The sequence below is a fragment of the Falsochrobactrum tianjinense genome (assembly GCF_019100495.1).
GTDB classification, from domain to species: domain Bacteria; phylum Pseudomonadota; class Alphaproteobacteria; order Rhizobiales; family Rhizobiaceae; genus Brucella; species Brucella tianjinense.
Genome location: NZ_JAHRVA010000002.1, coordinates 173,955 through 190,791, shown reverse-complemented (window position 1 = coordinate 190,791; position 16,837 = coordinate 173,955). Strand labels below are relative to the sequence as shown.

Sequence of the window (16,837 nt, the reverse complement as noted above, 5' to 3'; positions counted from 1 at the left end):
CCCTTCAGCGCGCAGCAACTACTTCAATTTCCACCTTGAATTCCTCGCGTGTGAAACCTGAAACGATCATCAGTGTCGATGCGGGAGCGGGCTGCTCAAATAGCCGGTCGCGCACATCCATATAGGGCCGCATATAAATGCGATCCGTCACATAGGCGTTGATTCGCACGACGTCTTTGAAAGACATGCCGCCATCGCGCAGGATACGGCGGATATTTTCAAAACAAAGCTCGGCCTGCACACCCGCATCTTCCGGCACACTTCCGTCCGGCGCGATGCCAAGTTGACCTGAGCAGAAAATCATCTCCGCCCCCGTCTTCACTTTAACGCCATGGCTATAGGCGGCAAAGGGAGCGGCCATGTCCTGCGGCAGCAGGGGTTTCAAAGCGGTCATGCTTCTTCCTCACGGTTTGGGCGCGGTGGCCAGCAGTTCCTTCAGGCGCGGCGCGCCTGTTGCAATGTCCGCTTCGGTCGGGCTGATGCCCGCCGCAAGCAGTCGCCGGGCAATCATGTGATCTGCCGGGCGGTTAATGGAATCGACCGCCACCAGCCTGTCGCCCGCGAAATGGAAGACTGAGAATGCGTTGTCTTCCGGGTTGCCGGAGAGAATATGCCGGTCGGCCTCAAAGGACAGTCCCGCCGTCTGGAGCTTCATATCGCCCTGATCCGACCAGAACCACGCAACCTCGCGATAGGGAGCCGCGCGGCCTGCAATGGTGCGTGCGACATGCTTGGCCTGATCGGTGGCGTTCTGCACCGATTCCAGCCGCACGCGGCGGCCCGCATGAAAATGATCATAGCTCACGCAATCGCCAATGGCATAGATATGCGCAGCGGAAGCGCGCATATGCTCATCCACCACAATACCGTTATCGACGACAAGCCCGGCTTCGACGGCAAGTTCCACATTTGGGACCGCGCCTGTGCCGATCACCACCATATCCGCCGGGAAGACGGTTCCGTCAGCAGCCTTCACACCCGTTGCGCAGCCATTTACCCCTTCTATCGAAGCTACGCCTAGGCCGGTCAGAAGCGTTATGCCCGCTGCGCGGCTGCGCGCTTCAACGTGAGCGGAGATATGTGTTGTAACCGAGCGGCCTAGAACACGCGGCGCTGCCTCGATCAATACCGTCTTCTTGCCAAGTCCGATTGCGCTATGCGCCATTTCAAGGCCGATAAAACCGCCACCGATAATCACGACATTTTGCACATCCGGCATCATCGCGGCGATGCGGCGTGCATCGGCCATGCGGCGCAGCGTGACGACGCCCTCAAGATCAATGCCCGGCACATCCGGGATGCGCGCCCGCGCGCCGGTTGCAAAAATCAACTCTGACCAGCCGAGCACACGGCTGTCGTCCAGCGTTACCGTCCTGTCACCCACCGATACCGTATCGACGCGCCGCCCGAACAGCAGTTCAATATTATTGTCGCGATAGGTGCTTTCGGGCCGCAGCACGAGACCGCCATGCTCCGACGCCTTGAGATAGGATTTGGAGAGCGGCGGCTTGTGATAGGGAATATCGGCCTCGTCGTTGATGAGCACGATTTCTCCCGTATAACCTTCCTGCCTGAGGCTGATTGCAGCCTGCGAGCCGGCATGGCCCGCCCCTATGATAATGCATTTGTCGTCCATAGGACCTCCGGAAATTTCGCGTACATAAATACGTCACACGGCCATCGCGTGGCTTATTCGTCACGGATTCACATCTTAATTGCACGCATCTTTTATATTTTAAACATTTAGTTTGACCGATCGGTCAGATTGTTTAGTAAGTTGATTGCTTCATCGTGCAGCCGTGCCTGGGAGCGCAATCTTGAAAAGATACTGGTCAGATTACAGCAGCGAAGCATTCTCGCGTCTTGAGCGAGAGAAAATCGTGGCGGTCCTTCCCGTCGGCGCGATTGAGCAGCACGGACCCCACCTGCCGCTGGCCGTCGATGCGGCCATCGCCGACGGCATGGTCAGGGAAACGATCACGCGCCTGCCGGAAACGAGCCATGCGATATTTCTCCCGACGCAGGCCATCTGCAAGAGCAATGAACACAGCCTTTACCCGGGTTCGTTGACGTTATCAGCTGAAACCCTCATCCGTGTCTGGTGCGAAATCGGTGCCTGTGTTGCGGCAAGTGGCGTGCGCAAAATGGCAATCCTCAACAGCCATGGCGGCAATATCAGCATCATGGACATTGTGGCGCGCGAATTACGCATCAAGCACAATATGATGGTGGTGAACATCAACTGGTTTGCGCTGGGTATGCCGGAAGGCGTTTACAGCGAGCATGACATGAAGCACGGCATCCATGCCGGCGACATGGAAACCTCGGTGATGCTGGAAATGCATCCCGATCTCGTCGATATGTCGAAAGCGCAGGATTTCCGTACACTTACAGAAGTATTTGCAAGCGAATACAAGCATCTTTCGCTCAGTGGCGGCGCAAAGCCGGCTTGGCAGATACAGGATATCAATCCTTATGGCGCCGCTGGCGACGCAACCATTGCCACGGCCGAAAAGGGCCGCAAGACCATCGATTTCGCCGCTGAAAGGCTGGTCGAGGTACTCGCCGAAATCGAACGCGCGCCGCTGTCGTGGCTCGACAACAAACCAGCCTGGTAAGGACGATGAGCGTGGCCCCCAACTCGCAAACCCCGTCTTCCCTGATCGAAATCGACGGTGTCTACAAGCAATATGGCACCGGCGTCATGGCCGTGAGCGATATGTCGCTCAAAATCGAACAAGGCCAGTTCGTGAGCTTCCTCGGCCCCTCGGGCTGCGGCAAGAGCACGGCCTTGCGCATGATTGCCGGACTGGAATCCATTTCGGCAGGCGATATTCGCGTCAACGGACATGCACCCGGCAAAGGCCCGTCCGGTGCGCAGGACATTGGTTTCGTGTTTCAGGAGCCGACGCTGATGCCGTGGGCCAGCGTTTTCGACAATGTTTACCTGCCGCTGCGCCTTTCCGGCATTTCGCGCAAGGAAGCCATGCCCCGCGTCGAGGAAGTGCTGGCGCAGGTTGGCCTGTCGCGCTTCGCCGATGCATTCCCGCGTGAACTTTCCGGCGGCATGAAGATGCGCGTCTCCATCGCCCGCGCACTGGTCACGCGCCCGCGCCTTCTGTTGATGGACGAGCCTTTTGCAGCTCTCGATGAGATGACGCGCTTCAAGCTCAACAACGATGTACTGCGTCTCTGGCAGGAGCATGGCCTGACGGTCATCTTCGTCACCCACAGCGTTTACGAGTCGGTCTATCTGTCAAACCGCGTCATCGTCATGGCAGCGCGTCCGGGCCGTGTCGTGGATGACATTTCGATCATCGGCTCCTATCCGCGTGCAGAAAACTACCGGACCACGGATTCCTACTCGAAGTATTGCGCCAGGGTTTCCGACGCGCTGACCGCGACGCTTTCGTCCGAAGATATAGATCATTGAGGACAGGCAAATGAACCAGATGCAAAACGAACTGCCAGTCCTGAATTCCGAGCAGCACCGTCTCGCGCGCCGTGAGCGAAACCTGCGCATCATCATGCCAACGCTTGCGATCATCATCGCGCTTGGCATCTGGGAAGGCCTGGTGCGCTATTATCAGGTACCGCATTATCTGATCCCTGCCCCGTCCCTCATCGCCCAAACGCTCTTCAAGGACGGCCCTTCGCTGATGACCTCCATGTGGTTCACGGTAAAACTGACCCTGATCTCGCTTGCCTGCGCCATTATCGGCGGCGTGCTGCTCGGCATGATATTCGCCCTGTCGCGCCCGATTGAAATGGCTTTCTTTCCTTTCGCCGTCATCCTCCAGGTGACGCCGGTCATCGCCATCGCGCCGCTGATCCTGATCTATGTACGCGATACTTTCTCGGCGCTTCTGATCTGCGCATGGATCGTCGCTTTCTTCCCGATCCTGTCCAATACGGTGATCGGGTTGCGCAGCGCGGACCACAATCTGCGCGATCTGTTCAAGCTTTATCGCGCCACTCCATGGCAGCGCCTGCGCTATCTGCTGGCACCAAGCGCCCTGCCTTATTTCATGGCGGCGCTGAAAATCGCCGGTGGCCTGTCCCTGATTGGTGCGGTGGTAGCCGAATTCGTCGCGGGCAGCGCGGGCCAGAGCACCGGCCTCGCCTCGCGCATTCTGGAATCGAGCTTCCGCAACGAAATTCCACGCATGTTCGCAGCCCTCATCCTCGTTTCGCTGCTCGGCATCGTCATCTTCCTGATTACAAGCTGGCTCTCGCGCGCTGTCCTCGGACGCTGGCACGAAAGCGAAATCCGCAGAGAGCGTTGATATGCTACAAGGCGTCGCAATAGCAGGACTACCTGGTCGCTACGACATCGCATTTGAAGGCACACATATTGCCTCGCTCATGCCGTCAAAGGCAATGAATGGCGGGGTTGTCACGCCGCTGCTTGCCGATGTGCATGTACATCTCGACAAGACATTCACCATTCAGCGCATTGCAGCCAATGGCAGTGCCAAGGTTGAATGCCTGTTCGACGCTATCGATCTGATGGCGACCGACAGACAGAACTGGGATGCGCATGATATCCGCAATCGCGCCACGCGCGGCCTCCAAGCAGCCTTCGCGCAAGGCGTGGGGGCGATGCGCACCCACATCGACTGGACGACGCCCGATGTTCCAACCGCCTGGCCAATTCTCAATGAATTGCGCGACGAATGGAAAGATCGGATCGACCTGCAGCTTGCAGCCCTCGTACACGGCGATCTGGTGCTGGATGCCGGCAAGGACATTGCGGCACGCGTAGCTCAAGATGGCGGTGTGCTCGGTGCCTTCTTCTATCGCAATGATGACCAGCAAGCCAAAATCGAGGAAATGTTCCGCCTCGCCGTCCAGCATGATCTTGATCTCGATTTCCATGTCGATGAAGGGCTTGAGCCGGAAGCGAACGGCCTCCCGGTCATTATCGCGGCGACAGCGCGCCATAATATGGGCGGTCGCGTGCTTTGCGGTCATGCCTGTTCGTTGTCATTGCGCACTGAAGAAGAGTTGAAAAGCATTCTGGAAGCAGCAGCAACGGCGGGCACCGCCCTTGTTTCGCTGCCCAGCACCAATCTCTATCTGCAAGACCGGCTTGGCGGGAAGTCCCCACGTCTGCGCGGTGTTGCGCCGCTCAAGGAAGCACGCCAGGCGGGTATGAACGTCATGCTCGGTTCCGACAATGTGCGTGACGCCTTTTATCCTTATGGCGATTACGATCCGCTTGGCATTCTGCGCCTTGCGGCCCCCGTCTGCCATCTTGAGCCAGAAGACTGGCTCGACAGCATCACCACCCTGCCCGCCCGCCTGATCAAAAGCGAGCGCGTCCAGGTGCTGTCCACCGGCAAGGTCGCAAATTTCATCTGGCATGATGCCGAAGACCTAAATGATCTCATCAGCCGTCCGCAGGCTCGCCGCGTCATCTGGCGCGATGGCGCTCCTTCGACTGAATTTAACGGGAGAAACCTATGAATTCTGTTGCTCCGCAACGCATCTATGACTGGGCTGCGTTTCGCGCCGAAATCGACGGCATTCGTATCTATGACGATCCGAAGCAGGTCGAACTGCGCTCACGCGATTATTTCTGGTATAGCCCGATCCTGACCGAAGATATCGGCCACTATGTCGGCGATCTGGTCGTGATCCCCAAGGATCAGGACGAAGTGCGCCGTGTGGCCGCGGCTGCCGCAAAACTGCGCATTCCGATCACCGTGCGCGGCGGCGGTACCGGCAATTACGGCCAATGTGTGCCGCTGGAAGGCGGCATCATCCTCGACATGACCAAGCTCGACCGCGTGATTTCCATCGAACCCGGCAAGGTTCGCGTAGAAGGCGGCGCGCGCATCTCACGTCTTGATGATGCCGTGCGCGAAACCGGTCAGGAACTGCTGATGTATCCGTCCACCCGCCGTATCGCCACCATTGGCGGTTTCTTTTCCGGTGGCTCAGGCGGCATCGGCTCGCTGCGCCATGGCATGCTGCGCGACGATGGCAATGTCTATTCGGTCAAGGTTCTGACCGTCGAGCCGGAGCCGAAAATCATCGAACTGACCGGTCGCGATATTCACAAGGTCCAGCACGCTTACGGCACGAACGGCATCATTCTGGAGCTGGAAATCGGGCTCACCAAGGCTACAGACTGGATACATACCGCAGCTCTGTTCAACAGCTATGAAGCAACACTGAACTTCTGTCTCAAGGCGCTGGAAGAAAAGCTCGACTGCTATCTGCTAACCACGGTGGACCGTCGGTTTGCACGTTTCTACACCAAGTTCGGCGATCTGTTTCCGTCCGACAAGGACGCGGTCTTCGCGATGATCGCGCCGGGCGAAATGAGCCGGTTCGAAGCGCTCGTCGCGGAATTTTCCGGTCGCGTGTCATTCAGCATGACGCAGGAAGAACTACACAAGAACGGCCTTCAGCCCGCTTATGAATGCGGCTGGAACCACACCACGCTTCAGGCGCTCAAAGCCGAGGAAGGCTGGACCTATTTGCAGGTCGCCTATCCGCGCCCCTTCGATCCGACACTCGTTACCCGCCAGATGCAGCGTTATGGTGACACGCAATATATGCACCATGAAATGGCGCGTCTTGAAGGCGAAGTGCAGATTTTCGGGCTGCCGCTTGTCCGCTTCGAGGACCGCGATGCCATGTATCGCCTGATCGAAGAACTGGAACAGATCGATGGCTGCGATATCTATGATCCTCATGCCTATACTATCGAGGATGGCGGTATGAAAGAGATCGACAGCGCACAGATCGAGTTCAAGAAACTGGCCGATCCTTACGGCTTGCTCAATCCGGGCAAAACCCGCGGTTGGACAGCCGACATGGCACTGAAGAACTAAAAGTAAGGGGAACCAAATATGAAAAAGACACTCGCAGCGGCGATCACTGCACTATCGCTTGGCCTTTCCGCGCAGATGGCTCACGCGCTCGACAAGGTTACGCTCGGCACCAACTGGCTGGCGCAAGCTGGCCATGGCGGCTTCTATCAGGCACTGGCCGATGGCACCTACGAAAAATACGGTCTCGACGTGGCGATTGAAATGGGCGGACCGCAGGTTAATAACCGCCCGATGCTCGCCGCGGGCCGCCTTGATTTCCTATTGGCTGGAAATCTGCTGCTCTCATTCAATAATGTGGCTAATGGTATTCCAACCACCGTGGTGGCTGCTTTCTACCAGAAAGACCCGCAGGCACTGATGGCGCATGAGGGTGAATACAAGGATTTTCAAGACCTCGCCAATGCCGAGACTATTCTGATTTCCAAGGATGGCCAGTTTTCCTTCTGGCCCTGGCTGGTGAAAGAATTCGGGTTCAAGGACGAGCAGCTTCGCCCCTATGGCTATAGCCTCGCACAGTTCCTTAGCGACAAGAAAACAGTACAGCAGGCCTATGCCACTGCCGAGCCGCTATATGCCGAAAAGGAAGGCGCGAAAGTGACGACCTATCTTCTCGCAGATCATGGCTACAGCACCTATGGCAACACCATCGAAACGCGTCAGGAACTGGTCGATACGAACCCGGATCTCGTGCAGCGCTTCGTCACGGCCTCCATCGAAGGCTGGACCAATTTCCTTTATGGTGACCGCAGCAAAGCCTATGAGCTAATCCTGAAAGATAATGCGGATATGAGCAAGGAGACACTCGATGCGGAACTGGCACGCATCAAGGAACTGCAGCTCATCGATTCCGGGGATGCGCTCGAAAAGGGGATTGGCGCAATCGATATGAATCGCGTCAAGGAGTTTTACGAACTGGCGCGCGATTCCGGCATTGTGACCGGTGACGAACTCGATATGAGCAAGGTCGCAACTGATGCTTTCGTGAACAAGGGCGTGGGCCTCGGTATCAAGCAGAAGCTGGATCAGTAAACGCTATTCTAGTATACGGTCCGTGCCATGAGCAGTGACAACGAGAATGGCGGCACCGAATTGACCGGCCGAGACAGGGTTCTCGGTCGCCGGCAGCGCATTCTCGACGCTATCCGCGCGGCCGCAATTGATGAATTTGCCAAAAAAGGGCTTGTAGGCGCATCCACGCAAGGCATCGCCCAACGTGCCGGGCTGACCAAGCCACAATTGCACTATTATATTTCCAGCAAAGAAGAGCTTTACGAGGATATCATCGTCTTTATCCTTGACGAATGGGAACAAATTTTTCTTGGGGCCACCACCGAGGAAGATCCCGCCAAGGTAATCCGGCAATATATCCGCAAAAAGCTTGAATATAGCCAGAAGAATCCAAAGGCATCACGCCTCTTCACCACGGAAATTGCCAATGGCGCTCCCTATTTGCGCCGTCACTGGGCCAAGCATGTCGCCGCCACCCATAATGCAGTCAAGCTCATTCAAGCATGGGTAGATACTGGCCGGATCAGACCGGTAGATCCGCTTCTTCTTCAGATACACATATGGGCTGTCACGCAGCATTATGCGGACTTTGAAACGCAAGTGCGCAGCATGATGAAGCTGGATTGGGAAGAACCGCTCGATCTTGAACGCATCGAGAGAGAAGTCAGCACACTTTTCCTGCGTGCTTGCGGCCTGGAATAACGGAGCTTTCAGTATTATATATCCTGTGGAACAGGCTTTGCACATAAATATCTAATCAAAATAATTAACATACTTCGAACAAGATTCAGGTTGCATTTATAAATTGAAGTGCGCTAAAGTTGTTCAATTGGATTTATGAATTATAGTTTCAGATCAGGCATCGACCATCCCTTGGCGGGGGGCGATGCGCTCAGGGGTGGGTTCTTTGGGGGAGGAACCCGCCCCTATTCATCTTTAAAACTGTTATCGTCGGAGCAATTATTTTCGCTTCGTGATTCCACTTGTATTTGCGGTGCATAAGACAAGAAGAAGCGCCGGTTCGATTAATCGAACCGGCGCTTCTTCTTGTCTTATGCACCGCAAATACAAGTGGAATCACGAAGCGAAAATAATTGCTCCGACGNGGTTCGATTAATCGAACCGGCGCTTCTTCTTATTGTTTTCATGCGCATTTTATTCAAAAATGGATTTCAGTTTTTTAATAATGCGCACCCGTTAAGGTGTACCCTTCAAATATGTACCTGCTTATTCAGCAAGCCATTCCTTGATGCGGTCGGGATTATCGGCAATATATTTATCAACAGCTTTCTCATAGGAGGTTTCCTGCGCATCAAACATAGCTGCTTCCAGGTCGTTGATCGGAATGTCCATCTTGGTGAGTAGGGATGCCACCTTCGGATTGTCTTCCTTGAAGCCCTTGCGTGCAATGGCATCGATATGCTCGGCCCCGCCAAGTGCACCTTTCGGATCGTCGATATAGCGCAGCTTGTACTTGCCGAACATCCAGTGCGGACTCCATGAGGTGGCAACAAACCAACCATCGGAACGCGTCGCGCGATCAACAGTCGTCAGCATGGCTGCTTCACTGGAAATATTAAGCTTGTAATCAAGGCCATATTTCTCAATCGCTTCCTGCGACAGGCGCGTCAGGCCCGCACCCGGATCGATCCCCTGAATCTCGCCTTTGAGTTTCTCGCGTACTTCAGGTTTCTTGAGATCTTCGATGGAGCTGATTTCGCTCTCTGGAATATAGTCTGGTACGATCCAGCCAAGCTTTGCCCCTTCATAAAGAGGGCCAAGGTTTTCCACCTTGTCTTCGATACGCTTGTAATAATCCGCATGAGTTTCCGGTAGCCAGGCCATCATCATGGCATCGATGTCGCCCCGGCTCACGCCCTGATAAAGCGGCGCGACGTCGGTTTGAACCAGTTCTACCTTCTGGTCAAGATTATCCTCAATCAGCTTGGCGGCGAGCTTGGTTACGAACTCCGCATCCGACCAGGGAGCCCAGCCGATTTTCACGGTTTTGCTGTCCTGCGCAAAGGCTGCACCGGCTGTCATGCTGCCTGCCACAACGGCTGCGAGTCCCAGTTTCGTCAGTTTTCCTAACATACCTTCTCCTTTTCTATTCTGCATACTCATTTTCTCGTCATGCCTCCTGTTTGCGGAAGGGGGAGGCAGAGTGCCCGTCAGAGTCCTTTTTCATGAAGGCCAACCTTTTGAAAAAGCCCATTATCCCACCGGAATTTCCCTTGCCAAAACTCTGCGTGATGCGGTCGAGGATGACGGCCAGAATGACCACCGCCAATCCACCTTCAAAGCCTTTGCCGACATCGAGACGCTGGATGCCGGTGAGAACCGTATTGCCAAGTCCGCCCGCACCGATCATCGAAGCGATGACCACCATTGAAAGCGACAGCATGATCGTCTGGTTCACCCCGGCCATAATGGAAGGCATCGCATTGGGAAGCTGAACCTTGAAAAGCAACTGGCGCGATGTGCAGCCAAAAGCCAAACCTGCTTCGACAAATTCAGTATGCACTTGGCGGATACCAAGGTTGGTCAGCCGAACCACCGGTGGCATGGCGAAAATCACAGTCGCAATCGTGCCCGGCACGGCGCCAAGACCAAAAAACATTGCTGCTGGAATAAGATAGACGAACGCCGGCATGGTCTGCATCAGATCGAGCACAGGGCGCACGATTGACGCGACTGTATCGTTGCGCGCCATGGCGATGCCGAGGGGAATGCCCACCAGCACCGCAACAATAGTGGAAGCGAGCACCAGCGACAGGCTTTCCATCGTGCCGATCCACAGCCTCATATGAATGATAAGAGCAAGCGCAAGTACGGTAAATACCGCAAATTTCCAGCCAACACGCCACAGCGCCAGCAAAGCGAGTATCGCAACCCCCACCCATGGCGGAATGGCGATGAGTGTATTTTGAATTCCGTCGGTTAGAAAGCCGATTGTGGCCGCGATCATATCGAGCGCAGGTGTGAAGTGGTCAAGTATATAATTGACCGTTACATCTGCCCATCCGCCGATACTAAAGTTCAAATCCATGGTTTACCGTCCGTTTCGGATCGTGTTGCCTCTGGCCTCTGCGGGACCGCAAGGTCCGGCTTGAGTATTTCGCAGTTAAATGGCCTCATTTAATGACCGCGATACTGCGACAAACTAAGAGTCCAGAGCGAGCGCAGTGAGTATGATTAAATGCGACGCGTCTGGGCCGAAGCCCGTAAGCCTGCCTGCCGGAACACAGCCCGGCGGGCTCTGCGGGATCACCCCGCGCGACCAAGCGACTCCAGCAGTGCAGACTTGCTGATGGCCCCGATATAGCGGTTGTTCCTATCCGTTACAGGTACGGGCCATGGGCTTTCCGCAACGCGCATCAAAAGCTCCGAAAGCGGCGCATCAGCCTGTATGGTCTTTGCGCAATCAAGCTGTTCCTCACTCGCGCCCACGCCGCCATTCGCCAACGCATCACGCGTGACGACCCCGTGATAAATGTGATCGGCGTCGATCAGCACCCCGTATGTTTTTCCACTTGCGTCGAGCCGTTCCAGCGCAGATTCCAGTTGCGAAGGATCGAATGCAATCAACTCATCCTCGCGCGCCACATCCGCCGCCTTAAAGACCCGCGAAACATCGACATTTCGGAAGAAGGAGCGGACATAATCATTGGCAGGCGCGGAAACGATTTCGTTCGGCGTTCCCACCTGAACGACCTTGCCATGCTGCATGATGCAGATTCGATCGCCGATACGCATGGCTTCATCGAGGTCATGGCTGACAAAAATAATAGTGCGGCTCTGCTTGGCCTGAAGTCGCTTGAGCTCATCTTGCATTTCCGTGCGGATCAGAGGATCGAGTGCGGAGAAAGCCTCATCCATCAGAAGGATGGTCGGCTCGCTTGCCAGCGCGCGCGCCAGGCCGACACGCTGCTTCATGCCGCCCGAAAGCTGGTCCGGCATACTGTTGGCGTAAGGCTCAAGCCCCACGGCGTCAAGCGCCTTGAGCGCTTTTTCATGCCGCTTGCCTTCGCCTATCCCGGCGACTTCAAGGCCGAAAGCGGCATTGTTCAAAACGGTGCGATTGGGAAGCAGTGCAAAAGACTGAAATACCATGCTCATGTCGCGGCGGCGCAGATCGATCAATTCGCGCTTCGACATTTTTACGATCTCACGACCGTCGACTTCGATGGAGCCAGCAGTCGGCTCAATGAGGCGGTTGAGCAGGCGCAGAAGCGTCGATTTACCTGAACCAGACAGCCCCATGATGACGAATACTTCGCCCTCATAAATATCGAAAGTCGCGTCATCTACGCCAATCGTGGCGCCATAATCACTGTGAATCTGGGCTTTTGATTTACCTGCGCGCAATTCCTGCATTGCACGCTCCGGATCGTCGCCGAAGACTTTAAACACGCCGTTCAAGCTTATTTTTGTCTTAGCAGGCGACTTCATACTATCGTCCTTGTATAAAATACCATGCATTATGTCTAACCCCGCTGTGCCGGCGGACTTAATCTCCTTTTCATAATTAATAATTCTTCATTCCAGTGCGAATAGAGCATGCACATACTGCAGGCTACGAACGGCCTGCGGAGAATGATTGGCGATTGGTATCCTGATTCTATATAGGTCATTTCTCGACATGTCCACCCACAGCCGTGAATTCATCTTTATGCACCCGTTCCCTTGGACATTTTTTGATGGGTGCACGACGAAATATAAGGGCTTTCCCATACAGCGGATAATCGCAAAAAATGGGCCAACCCGACTATGATAGTAGTCCCGTGAAATGGTTGCGCACCGGCGAACTGCGACAAATATGGATTTAGCTGCGACATACGCTAATTTTAGTATTGTCACAATATAGATGAGATTAACAACAGTAAATATATATGATTATACTTCTGTTCGATTCAGTCCCCGCCATACATGAAAACAGGCGCAAATCCGACGGAAAACCTAACCCCCTTTTCCAAGTCATATTTTAGCAGGCAAGAAAAAAGCGCGGGAATCCCCCCGCGCTTTTCTTTTTAACAATAAGTTTTTCTATCAGTAAGCCAGCAATGTTGAAATTATTGGCACATAGGTGACGAGTGCCAGTAGGATAAACAAAGCCGCATACATGCTCAAAGCTTGCCGAGTGAAGTCGCCCACCTTGACCTTGGCGATGTTGCAAACCATCAGCATTACCGTGCCGACCGGCGGTGTCAGCGTGCCGACGGACAGGTTGATGATGACGACGATGCCGAAATGCACCGGATCAATGCCCAACGCATGAACGGTTGGCATGAGCAACGGTACCAGAACGATCATCAGCGCAGTACCTTCGATCAGCGAGCCGAGCAGCAGAAGGATCACGTTCACAGCCAGCAGAAATGTGTAGGGATTGCTGGTGAAAGACGAAATAAGCTGCATCAGGGCAACACCGGCCTGTTCGAGCGAGAACACCCAGGCAAGCGCGGAGGAAGCCATGATAACGAGCATGACCGAGGCGGTGGATTTCGCGGTTTCAACCAGCGAATCCACCACATGCGACACGCGCATCTCGCGATAGATCACAAATCCGATGATGAGCACCAGCGTAACCGCCACCGCACCGGCTTCTGTCGGGGTAAAGATATTCATGCGGATACCGCCGAGAATTGCGAACAGCAAAACCACGGCTGGCCATGCGGAAGCCAATGTGGATGCAACCTCTGCTCCCGTCATCCTGTGCGTGCGGCTCGGCTTGTAGCCGCGCTTCACCGAGGTCAGATAGGCTGCAAACATCAAGATAGCGGCCCCCAAAACACCGGGAACAATGCCGGCCATGAACATCTTGCCGATAGAAACATCGGCAATCAGGCCGTAAATAATAAGCGCAATACCTGGAGGAATGATCGGCGTAATCAGCGAACCGGCAGCAGTCACGGCGCAGGAGAACGCCTTGTCATAACCTCGCTTGACCATTTCCGGCACCATCATGCGGGTCAGCATAGCGCTATCGGCAAGGTTTGAAGCACTCACGCCGCCCATCAAGGTGGAAACCATGATATTGGTGAGCGCCATGCCGCCGCGCATGCGACCGACAAGAATATCGGCCACCTTGATCAAACGCTCCGCAATGCCGGTATGGGACATGACTGTGCCGAGCATGATGAAGAACGGAATTGCCAGTAGCGACGTATTCTGCGCGGGGCTTATGAAGCGCTGTACGGCAATTGCAATCGGCATCGGATTGAAGAACACGAAATAAGTGAATACGGCAATCAGAATGCCGACATAAAGGCGCATGTTGAGCGCAATCAACGCCAGCATGATGAGGACGATAGTGGTCAGGCTCATGCCTTGCCTCCCGCAAAGGCGGCGCGCAAGGTCTTGTAAGCGCCGGAGAACATATAAAAAGCGATAATGACGAAGCTAACCGGGACCGCAATGTCAATCCAGAAATAGGAGACGCGCAATACGCTGGTTACTTTAAACTGCGCCCCCACGGCCAGTTTGTATCCGGCATAGGAGACATAAAGCAGAAAGATTCCGGAGGCGATCGAAACGACCGCATTGATCATATCGCGTAATCTGCCGGGAAGGAGGTCAACGAACATCGGAATATGAAGATGCTGCTTGTCGCGTTCTGCGGCAACGCTACCCAGCATCACGATCCAGATCATCAGTAGGCCAGCGACTTCTTCCGTCCATTGCAGTGGCTGGTGGAGCCAATAGCGCATGACGACCGCCACATTGTACAAGACGAGCAGAATGAAAAGCGGAGCTGCTGCCAGCCCATCAATCAGTTTTTCAAAAATTTTCATCGGACTAAATCCCATGCAAACACCATGCCGCAGTCAAACTGCGACATGGCAATATCCGAATTGAGATTGGTCAGTTCATTTCGGCTTGGATTTGCTCATAAAGACCTGGCGACCATTCCGGGAACTGAGTATAGACCTTTTCTGCCAATACCTTGAAGGGAGCGCGGTCGACTTCGATTATCTCGACGCCGGCTTCCTTCATCTTCTCGATCATTTCATTGTCTTTTTCGATCGTCAGCTTCTGGCTGTAAAGACCGGCATCATAGGCGGATTCATGGATCATCTTGAGCTGCTCTTCCGGCAAAGTCGAGAAGAATGCTTCGCCACCGACAATCAGGGCAACGTTGGTGAGATAACCGACCTTGCTCAGATACTTGGCTTCTTCCTGGAATTTCTGGCCATAAAGAACCGAGATCGGGTTTTCAACACCATCGATCACGCCCTGCGCCAAAGCCGGGAAGGTTTCACCAAGCGGCATCGGAGTCGGCGTCGCACCCATGGCTTCAAACGTCTTGATCTGCATGACGTTGTTCGGCACGCGAATCTTCATGCCCTTGAGGTCTTCAGGCGTGCGGATCGGCTTCTTGGAAATGATCTGGCGAATGCCGTAAAGATAGTTCGGCATTACGATGTGAATGCCTTTCTTTTTCAGTTCTTCGCTCTTTGCCTTGAACCAATCGCCGTCATAAACTTTGAAAAGGTCTGCCGGATCGTCGCTCAGGAAAGGACCGTAGAGCACGCCAAGATCCGGGTCGTATTCCGCAAGGAAGCCGACATCGGAAATGGTCACGACATTGAGGCCCATCATGGCCTGTTCCGTCACGTCCTTCTTGGAACCGAGTTGCGAGCTTGGATAGAGTTCAAGCGTGATTTCACCATTGGAACGCTTTGCAAGATCGTCTTTCCAATAATGCATAACCTCATCGAAAGGCTCGCCAGGATTGTTTTCATATGCGACCTTGATCGAAACATTGGCAGCCAGAGCCGCCATGCTTCCGGCCAGCAGCATGCTCGCCGCAATCATACCGGTTACGATTTTTTTCATTACTATTCCCTCCCTTCAGGGGTTCAAATGGCCATGAGGCCGGTTCTTCCGCTTGGCTTCCATGCTGTCCTTCCCGGCATGGGGCCTTGCTTCGATTTCAATTACGTTCGTTCGATCACGATCTTCAGAACATTACGGTCGCCGTCCCAGAAGGGCAGCGCGGCTTCGGCTTCCTCAAACGGGAAGACCCGCGAAATAAGCTGATCGGCGTCCGCTCCGAGCTTTTCCAGATGTGCGATCACAGCCTCAAAATCGGGTAGCGTCGCATTACGCGATCCCATGATATCAAGCTCTTTGAGGTTGAAGAATTGCGTCTGATAGGTCACTGGAGCCTTGGAATAGCCGACATAAACGACACGGCCCGCAAACCCGGCAAGATCGACAGCCTGCGTGAAGGTGATCGGCAAGCCGACCGCCTCGAAGGCCACATCCACGCCGTCACCGTCCGTCAGTTCCTGCACCTTCGCGACCACATCCTCACCGCCCGGCAGAGCGTGAGCCGCACCGAATTTCAGCGCCAGTTCGCGTTTTTCGGCACTTGGATCGATGGCAATGACCTTCGCTCCACGCGCGACAGCGCCCAGCAACACGCCCATGCCAATCATGCCGCAACCAAGCACGGCAACCGTATCGTCAGCCGCAACGCGCCCGCGTTCGACCGCATGAAAGCCCACCGAAAGCGGTTCAACCAGAGCCAGATGGCGTGGAGCCAGGCTCTCGTTGAGAATAAGCTTTTCGGCTGGCAGGACGATCTGTTCAGCCAGACCGCCATTCTGCTGCACACCGAGCGTCTTGTTGTAGCGGCAGGCATTCAGGCGACCCTTGCGGCACGACGAGCAGGTGCCGCAGTTGGTGTAAGGCATCACGATCACGCGCTTGCCCTTGGCGTAGGCTCCATCGACGCCCTCGCCCGCCTCAATGATTTCGCCACCGATTTCATGGCCTGGAATACGCGGCAGTTCAACCAACGGATTAAGTCCTTTGAACGTGTTGAGATCGCTGCCGCACAGCCCTATGTGCCGTACGCTCACCCGTACATAGCCGGGCAATAGCGGGGCTTCGTCAACTTCGGCGAAGCGGGTAATGTTTTCGCTCTCTATACGCAGAGCCTTGACCATCGGATTATCCTGTCAGTTGGAATGCTTATT

Annotated in this window: 16 protein-coding genes; 7 read left to right on the top strand and 9 right to left on the bottom strand. The window is 54.8% G+C overall.

Annotated features, from left to right (window positions below):
* Positions 1–4: 4 nt before the first annotated feature.
* Positions 5–394 (bottom strand): RidA family protein, encoded by a 390-nt coding sequence (locus tag KUG47_RS06530; RefSeq protein WP_217677152.1) that lies wholly within the window; start codon positions 392–394, stop codon positions 5–7.
* Positions 395–403: 9 nt separating this feature from the next.
* Positions 404–1,636 (bottom strand): NAD(P)/FAD-dependent oxidoreductase, encoded by a 1,233-nt coding sequence (locus tag KUG47_RS06525; RefSeq protein WP_217677151.1) that lies wholly within the window; start codon positions 1,634–1,636, stop codon positions 404–406.
* Positions 1,637–1,817: 181 nt separating this feature from the next.
* On the opposite strand from KUG47_RS06525, the gene KUG47_RS06520 reads away from it, so the two are divergent.
* From KUG47_RS06520 to KUG47_RS06490, 7 genes are read left to right on the top strand one after another with little or no spacing between them, the layout of a single operon-like run.
* Positions 1,818–2,618, top strand: coding sequence for a creatininase family protein (locus KUG47_RS06520; protein WP_217677150.1), 801 nt, complete (start codon positions 1,818–1,820; stop codon positions 2,616–2,618).
* A gap of 5 nt (positions 2,619–2,623) precedes the next feature.
* The gene (locus KUG47_RS06515; protein WP_217677149.1) at positions 2,624–3,433 is read left to right on the top strand and encodes an ABC transporter ATP-binding protein; all 810 of its coding nucleotides are present in this window, start codon (positions 2,624–2,626) and stop codon (positions 3,431–3,433) included.
* A gap of 10 nt (positions 3,434–3,443) precedes the next feature.
* Complete coding sequence (locus tag KUG47_RS06510) at positions 3,444–4,286, top strand: ABC transporter permease (RefSeq protein ID WP_185918662.1); 843 nt, start codon at positions 3,444–3,446, stop codon at positions 4,284–4,286.
* 1 nt (position 4,287) lies between these two features.
* Positions 4,288–5,469, top strand: coding sequence for an amidohydrolase family protein (locus tag KUG47_RS06505; RefSeq protein WP_217677148.1), 1,182 nt, complete (start codon positions 4,288–4,290; stop codon positions 5,467–5,469).
* Positions 5,466–6,845 (top strand): FAD-binding oxidoreductase, encoded by a 1,380-nt coding sequence (locus KUG47_RS06500; RefSeq protein ID WP_217677147.1) that lies wholly within the window; start codon positions 5,466–5,468, stop codon positions 6,843–6,845. Before KUG47_RS06505 ends, KUG47_RS06500 begins: the two co-directional genes overlap by 4 nt.
* Before the next feature lie 18 nt (positions 6,846–6,863).
* Positions 6,864–7,874 (top strand): ABC transporter substrate-binding protein, encoded by a 1,011-nt coding sequence (locus KUG47_RS06495; protein ID WP_217677146.1) that lies wholly within the window; start codon positions 6,864–6,866, stop codon positions 7,872–7,874.
* A 27-nt stretch (positions 7,875–7,901) separates the two neighbouring features.
* Entirely contained in the window at positions 7,902–8,555 is a 654-nt protein-coding gene (locus KUG47_RS06490; protein WP_217677145.1) for a TetR family transcriptional regulator C-terminal domain-containing protein, read from the top strand.
* A gap of 525 nt (positions 8,556–9,080) precedes the next feature.
* Here the strand turns inward: KUG47_RS06490 and KUG47_RS06485 are convergent.
* The 7 genes from KUG47_RS06485 to KUG47_RS06455 all read right to left on the bottom strand — a co-directional run bounded on the left by KUG47_RS06485 (position 9,081) and on the right by KUG47_RS06455 (position 16,807).
* Positions 9,081–9,947: a glycine betaine ABC transporter substrate-binding protein gene (locus KUG47_RS06485; protein ID WP_217677144.1), complete on the bottom strand. Its 867-nt coding sequence runs from the start codon at positions 9,945–9,947 to the stop codon at positions 9,081–9,083.
* Between the two features lie 37 nt (positions 9,948–9,984).
* On the bottom strand, positions 9,985–10,902 hold the full coding sequence (locus KUG47_RS06480; RefSeq protein WP_217677143.1) for an ABC transporter permease: 918 nt from the start codon (positions 10,900–10,902) through the stop codon (positions 9,985–9,987).
* Between the two features lie 218 nt (positions 10,903–11,120).
* The gene (gene proV, locus KUG47_RS06475; protein WP_217677142.1) at positions 11,121–12,305 is read right to left on the bottom strand and encodes a glycine betaine/L-proline ABC transporter ATP-binding protein ProV; all 1,185 of its coding nucleotides are present in this window, start codon (positions 12,303–12,305) and stop codon (positions 11,121–11,123) included.
* Between the two features lie 597 nt (positions 12,306–12,902).
* Positions 12,903–14,177 carry a TRAP transporter large permease gene (locus KUG47_RS06470; protein WP_217677141.1) on the bottom strand — a complete coding sequence of 425 codons (1,275 nt, stop codon included), beginning with the start codon at positions 14,175–14,177 and terminating at the stop codon, positions 12,903–12,905.
* Positions 14,174–14,644 (bottom strand): TRAP transporter small permease, encoded by a 471-nt coding sequence (locus KUG47_RS06465; RefSeq protein WP_217677140.1) that lies wholly within the window; start codon positions 14,642–14,644, stop codon positions 14,174–14,176. The genes KUG47_RS06470 and KUG47_RS06465 overlap by 4 nt, the downstream gene beginning before the upstream one ends.
* Positions 14,645–14,714: 70 nt before the next feature.
* Positions 14,715–15,689 carry a C4-dicarboxylate TRAP transporter substrate-binding protein gene (locus tag KUG47_RS06460; protein ID WP_217677139.1) on the bottom strand — a complete coding sequence of 325 codons (975 nt, stop codon included), beginning with the start codon at positions 15,687–15,689 and terminating at the stop codon, positions 14,715–14,717.
* Between the two features lie 101 nt (positions 15,690–15,790).
* Positions 15,791–16,807 (bottom strand): zinc-binding alcohol dehydrogenase family protein, encoded by a 1,017-nt coding sequence (locus KUG47_RS06455; protein ID WP_217677138.1) that lies wholly within the window; start codon positions 16,805–16,807, stop codon positions 15,791–15,793.
* Positions 16,808–16,837: the final 30 nt, after the last annotated feature.